The sequence below is a fragment of the Rummeliibacillus pycnus genome, from assembly GCF_050459865.1.
Taxonomy (GTDB): Bacteria; Bacillota; Bacilli; order Bacillales_A; family Planococcaceae; genus Rummeliibacillus; species Rummeliibacillus pycnus_B.
Genome location: NZ_JBCMNM010000014.1, coordinates 1 through 6,975, shown reverse-complemented (window position 1 = coordinate 6,975; position 6,975 = coordinate 1). Strand labels below are relative to the sequence as shown.

The window sequence follows — 6,975 nt, the reverse complement described above, 5'->3', positions numbered from 1 at the left end:
TTGCCCCGAGGAGGCTCAACGCTCGCCAGCGGAAAGCGAAGCTAATTCCACATCATACTGCAACCAGATTAAATAAGAAATAATTAATAATTTGATAATTTGCTATAAATACATAGAATTTATATTTCTGAGGTTGAAAAGACCGACTTTTGTCAATAAAGCAGTTTAGTTACTCAATTATCAAAAGGAAAATAAGCTTACTTTTGGCTAAGAAGAGTCACAAAAAATATTCTAGATATTCATGTTAGTAAAATGACCAAGTAATTTAGCTTGGCCATTTTAGATATAAAAAAAGAAAAGGATGAATTACATGAACACATTATTATCATTTATCAAAAAACGTTGGAGGTATATCTTAATAGCTATTATAGCGTTAATAATCGGTTCCTCTTCTGGACCATCCAGCGAAGACTACAATAAGGTAGTAGATAAGTATAATAATATAGTAAAAGAAACAAAAGATTTATCAAAAACGGTAAAAGAAAAAGATGCAGAAATCAACAAACTTCAAGCAAAAGTAGATGAAGCAAAACCTTTCTTCGAATTATCTAAACAAGAACAAGAAAATAAAATCAAAGAAGCTAATGCAAAAGAAGAAAAATTAAAAGCTGAAGAAAAAGCTAGAAAAGAAGCTGCACAAAAAGAACAAGAGCGTAAAGCAAAAGCAAAAGCGGCAGCAGAATTGGCTGCAAGAACAAAAACGTTAACAGCTGGTAAATATAAAGTGGGTCGAGATATTGATCCAGGATTATATAAAGCTACAGCTATTAGTGGTCAAGGGAACTTTGTTGTTTCAAATGACTATGATTTAAAAGTAAATGAAATGTTTGGGGTAGGCGATCCTGAATTTTATAATTCTAAATTTAACAACTTAGAATTAGAAGACGGAGATACGATTGATATCAATAGCGGTTTGCAAATTAAATTTACTCCTCAAGATTAATCCTTTAATCGAAAAGATTTTTACATTAATACGGACAGAAAGATTATTTAATCTTTCGTCCGTTTTTTCTTTTATTGAGCACAACCAAACGAATATCTTCTCAACGTAGTCAATATAATTAGATGTCCTATTGTACTGTTAATATTTAACGTTGGTACTTTGATGACAGAAAGAAGTTAAAAATAAATTGCAATAGATATGGAAAAAGGAAGAAAAATGGAACTATTCCCCTTATGTAATCGTAGAAAAATAATAGGGGAGATGATGAATGAGATATATAAAACTTTTTACTTTGATGATAGTTATATTATTAATAAGTGTAGGCTGTTCTGAACAAAAGGGTACAGATGAAATTGAATCATTCTTAACTGCATATTACAATGTCTCATACGAAGAAAGTAATCAAATAATGGATAAATTAGATGAAGAATTGAACAAACAACTTGAGGGAAAAGGTGAAGAAACAATAATTACAGTCGATACTCCAAAATTTGGAGAACTTTATCCAAAATCTTTTGAATCATATTTCACAAAAAAAGAATTTGATATATTGTTGAGAAATGGAATATTTAGATTTTTACCACAACTTGCTATGGAGAAAAAAGCTGATTATGAATTACAGTCATTAAAGCAATTGTCTTTTACAGAAAAAGATGATCATTTGGAGTATGCCTACGAAGTTGAATTAAATGAATTAATAGATGGTCAAAAGACTCCATTTACCGATGAAGTGCGTTTTTATATGACAGAAGAAAATGGCAAATGGAAGATTTCGAATCTTCGTTTCTTTAATCGAGAATATTCAAAATAGGGAGATTGTAATTATTTCCCCATGAAAGAAACAAGAGTGTACTCGAATTTAATATCGAATATGCTTCTTTATTTAATAAAGAACAATCAACTTAAACAGAGCATTTCAAAAAACACAAACATCTTTAAAGGGTAAGTGATTCTAATGAAATTGACTCAATAATGTATAATTTTATATAATTTAGATAAGTTTCCATTTTGTTCTATTAGATTAAAGAAGTATGAGCAAAGACCATGAACAAAAGCTAATTTATAGTTTATCTATCTCATTGGAGGAATAGAATTGATACTCTTCTTAAATATTGTGTTTTTAATTGTGATAGGGTACTTCTGCTACAAGTTTATTCATTTATTAATAAAACTAAAGAAAGACAAAATCTTTCCAATTACGAATGAGGAGTTAATTGCAATTAGAACAAATCCTCAGAAAGTAGTGAGCTTACCTACTTTTTCAAAACAAAAAATAGAAATTTTTCTTTATATCTTTATATTATTATTCGTAATTGGTATGTTCATAATAGGTATAGTTTTTAAAAATTTTGATGCTTCCTTTTATTTACTGGTGTTTCTTCCTTTCTCCTATTCATATAATCTGTTAAATTTATTTGCAATTATAGATGATGGTGTGTTAAGTGGAAGTCGTTTTGTCCCTTGGAAAAAAATAAAATCATTTCAATTTGTACCAATTAATCTAAATCATAAATATTATGGTTATTCAAAAGAGGTCAATGAAGGCTATGAATTGATAATGAAAGAAAAGTTTTCAACTATAAGATGTATCGTCACTACAGATGAAGCAAAAGAAAAACTGACGAAGATATTGTGTAAGCATAGATTAGGGGAGACTGGAGTAAAGGGGGATGAGCAATGTCAGATTATTGGAAAAGACCCAAACTAACCATACCAAAAACCAAAAGTGAATGGGTTTGGGATATCATTGGCTATCTTATTTTCGTAAGTTCAATACTGTTATTGATCTTTAATTGGTCCGTACTACCTGAAAAAGTGCCAGCACATTATAATGCTCTCGGTGAAGTAGATCGATATGGATCAAAATGGGAACTATTGATTTTGCCATTTATAGGTGTTTTTATAATGCTTTTTTTGCAGGTATTAGAAAAGCATCCTGAAATCCATAACTATCCTAGTCGATTAAACGAAGCAAATGTAGAACAGTTTTATTTACATAGTCGAAAACTTCTAAATAAAATAAAAAATATTTGTCTTTTCATTTTTTCCGGCATCATATTTTTATCCATTTCCATAGCATTAGGGTGGGGATATAGTTTTGGTATGTGGTTATTACCAATTATCATTATTGGAACTGTAATTCCAATTGTAATAGGAATATTGACGCAAAGAAAAATTAAATAGTAAATTCTTTATAGACCGTACCTTGAGAGGTGCGGTTTTTTGTTCATTGAGGAGCGAATGACAGCGAGTCCTCGAATATGCATTCGCATTTTTTTTCGTGCGGTGCTAATTCAAGGAAGCTAATTCAATGTCCTACGGAGAAAGTTTGAGCTGAAAGCCCCGCAGTAACAATTTTAAGGAACAAAGCCTAAGAACGCCACATCCTATAGCAGGCTTCGTGACAGGCCTGAGAAGATTGAAGCCAAGCCCCTGGAAAGCGCCGTCTGTGCCAGAACAACTTTGAGTTGAAATGTTCGTATTAAAAAAACGAAAATGGATTTTGAAATTGATTAATGGAAATATTTGAAATTATTTATTGACATTATAAACTGTAAGTTATATAGTTAGTTACATAAGTAACTAACCAACTAAGTAACTAACCAACTGTGAGGAGGTATAACTTGAAATTAGATGTAAATAGTGAAGTACCTATTTTTCAACAAGTAGCAGAAATCATTTCGAATGAAATATTAAATAAACATATTCATGAAGGAGAGCAAGTACCCTCTACAAATGAAATTGCTGATTTTTATCAGATCAATCCGGCGACTGCAAGAAAGGGCTTAAATTTATTGGTAGAAGACGAAATTTTAATTAAAAAAAGGGGAATTGGGATGTTTGTAAAAGAAGGTGCAAGTCAAAAAATCCTTATGCAGCGAAAAAATGAATTTTATCAAGGTTTTTTAAAGCCTTTGTTAGAAGAGGCAAGCCGTCTTGGAATATCGCTTGAAGAAGTAAAACAACTAATAGACAAACAGGGGGAATAAGAATGACTGTTATTCAAATGGAAAATGTTTCAAAGAAGATAAAAAATCGTGTCATCTTGGAAAATCTAAATTTTAATTTTGAAGAAAATCAGATCATTGGATTTCTTGGGAAAAATGGCTCTGGAAAAACATCACTCATGAAAATCATTGCAGGTGAATGGAGCACAACTTCTGGTGATGTCCTTGTAAATGGTCAAAAACCTTTTAACAATCAAGAGGTGTTAGGGGGAATCTGCTTTATTCAAGAAGGAAATAATTTTCATGGTTATATGAAAATCTCAGAATTACTGAAGTTATGTAAAAATTTCTATCCAAATTGGAATCATGAAATTGCTGAATCCCTTCTTACTCTTTTTGATTTAGATAGTACAAAAAAAATTAAAGAATTATCAAAAGGGATGGAATCTGCAGTAGGTGTCCTTGTTGGTATTGCCAGTCGCAGTGAAATTACGATTTTCGATGAGCCATACATCGGCATGGATGCCAATGCAAGACAAAAATTTTATCAATTTCTTCTGAATGATTATATGGAAGTGCCAAGAACCATTATTTTTTCAACACATTTAATTGATGAGGTTAGTTCCTTGTTCCAAAAAGTGTATGTGATTAATAAGGGCAAATTACTATTAGAAATTCCAACAGATGAATTAAAAGAGGTCGTTTACTCCATTTCAGGACCAAATGAAGAAATTGAGAAAATAAAAAGTAATTTCTTTGTTCTGGAAGAGAAACATTTTATGGGGAATGGTGAAATAATCGTTTTCGATCAAGAGCAACGTAAAAATCAAGAATTACCACAAGACTGCAAGAAAAATGCATTAAACATGCAAGACATAATCGTTCATGTAACAGAGAAAGGGGAACAAATACGATGAATCGTGTTCTTTCGGCAAAAAAGATTATTGAAGTAAAAAACTTGCAATCGATCAATATTTTTTGGGGATTCTTTATTTTCTTTTTAGTTTTAAATTTTATTCTCTCCACTTCCTTTAATTACTCAACAACGATGTATATGAGTTGTTTTCCGGTTTATATTTTCTTATTCATATCGAATCATATATTGATTAAAAATAGTTTCCATTATTGCATTCATTTTGGTGTAACGCGTAGTGAGTTTATCAAGGCGAGTTTTGTAAGTAGTATTCAAAGAACAATCATAATGGTGCTAATTAATATAATCTTGTTATTAGCTGTTAAAGGGTTCACAACTGCAATTAATGTAGATTACTTTTCAATGTTTAGTTGGAGTAATATATTTACTGGTCATTCTTACATCGCAACAAATATTTGGATTGATTCTTGTATCGGGATTTTCGCTAGTAGTTTGGCTATGCTGAGTGGTGCACTTCATTATAAATGGGGGCTATTCGGACCGTTAAGTCTTGCAGTGATTCTTCTTATAACTGTCACTTTGCCTTCAATTCGTAGCCACTTGTTTGAAGCAGGCAAGGATGTTTTTATGCACCAATCACTGGGTTCTTTTAGTTGGTTGTTGGTTGCATCCATAATTGTATGGGGTTGTATTTACTTATTGTTACAAAAAGTGGACTTAATTAAAAAATAACTTAGTAATTTTGGGTATTAATCTGAAGCAACATTTTACAGTGGAAATCGTCTATAATTCTTAATGAGTGAAATAGGTTAGGATGATATTATGAAAAGACTCATTAAAATTGTGGTCGCATTAGGTGCTCTTGTTGGTTTTGTATATATCAATCAGCAATGGCTTCAGATTACGAAATATTCTATTGTAGTAAAAAAGCTGCCAAAGAAAATGGAAGGCTTACGAATTGTACAGATTTCAGATCTACATCATGCACAATTTGGTGATAATCAGGAGGAGCTTATTCAAAAGGTATCGGAGCAGAAGCCCGATTTGATTTTGATTACGGGTGATTTAGTAGATCGTTACAATTATGACTTAGAACGTAGTCTTAATGCAGTAAAAGGTTTTGTAAAAATCGCCCCTGTTTATTATGTAATTGGAAATCATGAAGTATCGATTAATGATGTCGAACATATTAAGACAAGGATGACAGAGCTTGGGGTACATGTATTATCGAACCACGCTGAGGATTTCACGATGAATGGTGCAACAATTCAGCTAGTTGGTATTGATGATCCATTAAATGGTAAAACGACTGATGAAATGTTGGATTTGGCACTAAAGAATGTTGATACATTTAAGTTTCAAATTTTACTTGCACATCGACCAGAGTATTATAAAAATTATGAGCAGCATGGTGTTGATTTAACATTTAATGGTCATGCACACGGTGGACAAATTCGCATTCCAGGACTTGGAGGACTAGTCGACCATCAATTTAATTTATTTCCAGCTCATATTGATGGAGTTGAGCAAATAAATGGTATGACGCAAATAATTAGCCGTGGTCTTGGTAATAGTAGAGGGATGATCCGTGTTAATAATCGTCCAGAAATAGTAGTAGCTGACTTGCATACTAAATAATTTTGAGGAGGTTTACTTATTGTTAATGAACTATAAGTAAACCTCTTTTTCATATAATGGAGGAGAAAAATGAGCAACATAATTACTTCAATAAAGACAAAGGCAAAAAGAATAAAAAAAGATATTTTCGTTTTAGTTGAAGTTTATAAACATCCTAAAACACCTTTATATATTAAACTCCTATCAATCATTGTAGTAGGATATGCGTTTAGCCCGATTGATTTAATTCCTGATTTCATACCAGTATTAGGTTATTTAGATGATATCATCCTGGTTCCATTAGGAATATTACTCGTGTTGAAATTAATACCAAAAGATGTTCTACAAGAATGTCGTGAAATTGTTGCGAAATCTGAAAATGTAAAAAAGAAAAATTGGGTAGCTGGAACAGTTATCATACTGCTTTGGATTGGTATTTTATTTTGGGCTATTTCTTTATTTTATTAAAAAATAATCAGTAGAAAAAAGAAGGATATCTCTTCCAAATTCGATTACAATAAAAAGTAAAAAAGATGAATATTTATTATAATAGCTATCTTTGTTGATGTGGATTTAGCGAAGACTCCTGCGGG

At 31.4% G+C, this 6,975-nt stretch carries 9 protein-coding genes; all 9 read left to right on the top strand.

Annotation, left to right across the window (positions count from 1 at the left end; translation table 11 throughout):
• Positions 1-310 precede the first annotated feature (310 nt).
• The 9 genes from ABE048_RS03135 to ABE048_RS03095 all read left to right on the top strand — a co-directional run bounded on the left by ABE048_RS03135 (position 311) and on the right by ABE048_RS03095 (position 6,850).
• On the top strand, positions 311-943 hold the full coding sequence (locus ABE048_RS03135; protein ID WP_430309072.1) for a hypothetical protein: 633 nt from the start codon (positions 311-313) through the stop codon (positions 941-943).
• Between the two features lie 268 nt (positions 944-1,211).
• Positions 1,212-1,754, top strand: a complete 543-nt coding sequence (locus ABE048_RS03130; RefSeq protein ID WP_430309071.1) for a hypothetical protein — start codon at positions 1,212-1,214, stop codon at positions 1,752-1,754.
• A 282-nt stretch (positions 1,755-2,036) separates the two neighbouring features.
• On the top strand, positions 2,037-2,651 hold the full coding sequence (locus ABE048_RS03125) for a hypothetical protein (protein WP_430309070.1): 615 nt from the start codon (positions 2,037-2,039) through the stop codon (positions 2,649-2,651).
• The gene (locus ABE048_RS03120; protein WP_430309069.1) at positions 2,621-3,127 is read left to right on the top strand and encodes a DUF1648 domain-containing protein; all 507 of its coding nucleotides are present in this window, start codon (positions 2,621-2,623) and stop codon (positions 3,125-3,127) included. Before ABE048_RS03125 ends, ABE048_RS03120 begins: the two co-directional genes overlap by 31 nt.
• Positions 3,128-3,567: 440 nt before the next feature.
• Entirely contained in the window at positions 3,568-3,933 is a 366-nt protein-coding gene (locus ABE048_RS03115; protein ID WP_430309068.1) for a GntR family transcriptional regulator, read from the top strand.
• Positions 3,934-3,935: 2 nt separating this feature from the next.
• Positions 3,936-4,808 (top strand): ABC transporter ATP-binding protein, encoded by an 873-nt coding sequence (locus ABE048_RS03110; protein ID WP_430309067.1) that lies wholly within the window; start codon positions 3,936-3,938, stop codon positions 4,806-4,808.
• Positions 4,805-5,497 (top strand): hypothetical protein, encoded by a 693-nt coding sequence (locus ABE048_RS03105; protein ID WP_430309065.1) that lies wholly within the window; start codon positions 4,805-4,807, stop codon positions 5,495-5,497. The genes ABE048_RS03110 and ABE048_RS03105 overlap by 4 nt, the downstream gene beginning before the upstream one ends.
• Positions 5,498-5,587: 90 nt before the next feature.
• Complete coding sequence (locus ABE048_RS03100) at positions 5,588-6,403, top strand: metallophosphoesterase (RefSeq protein ID WP_430309064.1); 816 nt, start codon at positions 5,588-5,590, stop codon at positions 6,401-6,403.
• Positions 6,404-6,472: 69 nt separating this feature from the next.
• Positions 6,473-6,850, top strand: a complete 378-nt coding sequence (locus ABE048_RS03095; RefSeq protein ID WP_430309063.1) for a YkvA family protein — start codon at positions 6,473-6,475, stop codon at positions 6,848-6,850.
• Positions 6,851-6,975 lie beyond the last annotated feature (125 nt).

What these genes read in the sequence shown, in the direction of transcription:
- ABE048_RS03130 (WP_430309071.1), top strand. Translation starts at nt 1,212, where the DNA reads ATGAGATATATAAAACTTTTTACTTTGATGATAGTTATATTATTAATA.
- ABE048_RS03095 (WP_430309063.1), top strand. Translation starts at nt 6,473, where the DNA reads ATGAGCAACATAATTACTTCAATAAAGACAAAGGCAAAAAGAATAAAA.
- ABE048_RS03105 (WP_430309065.1), top strand. Translation starts at nt 4,805, where the DNA reads ATGAATCGTGTTCTTTCGGCAAAAAAGATTATTGAAGTAAAAAACTTG.
- ABE048_RS03120 (WP_430309069.1), top strand. Translation starts at nt 2,621, where the DNA reads ATGTCAGATTATTGGAAAAGACCCAAACTAACCATACCAAAAACCAAA.
- ABE048_RS03135 (WP_430309072.1), top strand. Translation starts at nt 311, where the DNA reads ATGAACACATTATTATCATTTATCAAAAAACGTTGGAGGTATATCTTA.
- ABE048_RS03110 (WP_430309067.1), top strand. Translation starts at nt 3,936, where the DNA reads ATGACTGTTATTCAAATGGAAAATGTTTCAAAGAAGATAAAAAATCGT.
- ABE048_RS03100 (WP_430309064.1), top strand. Translation starts at nt 5,588, where the DNA reads ATGAAAAGACTCATTAAAATTGTGGTCGCATTAGGTGCTCTTGTTGGT.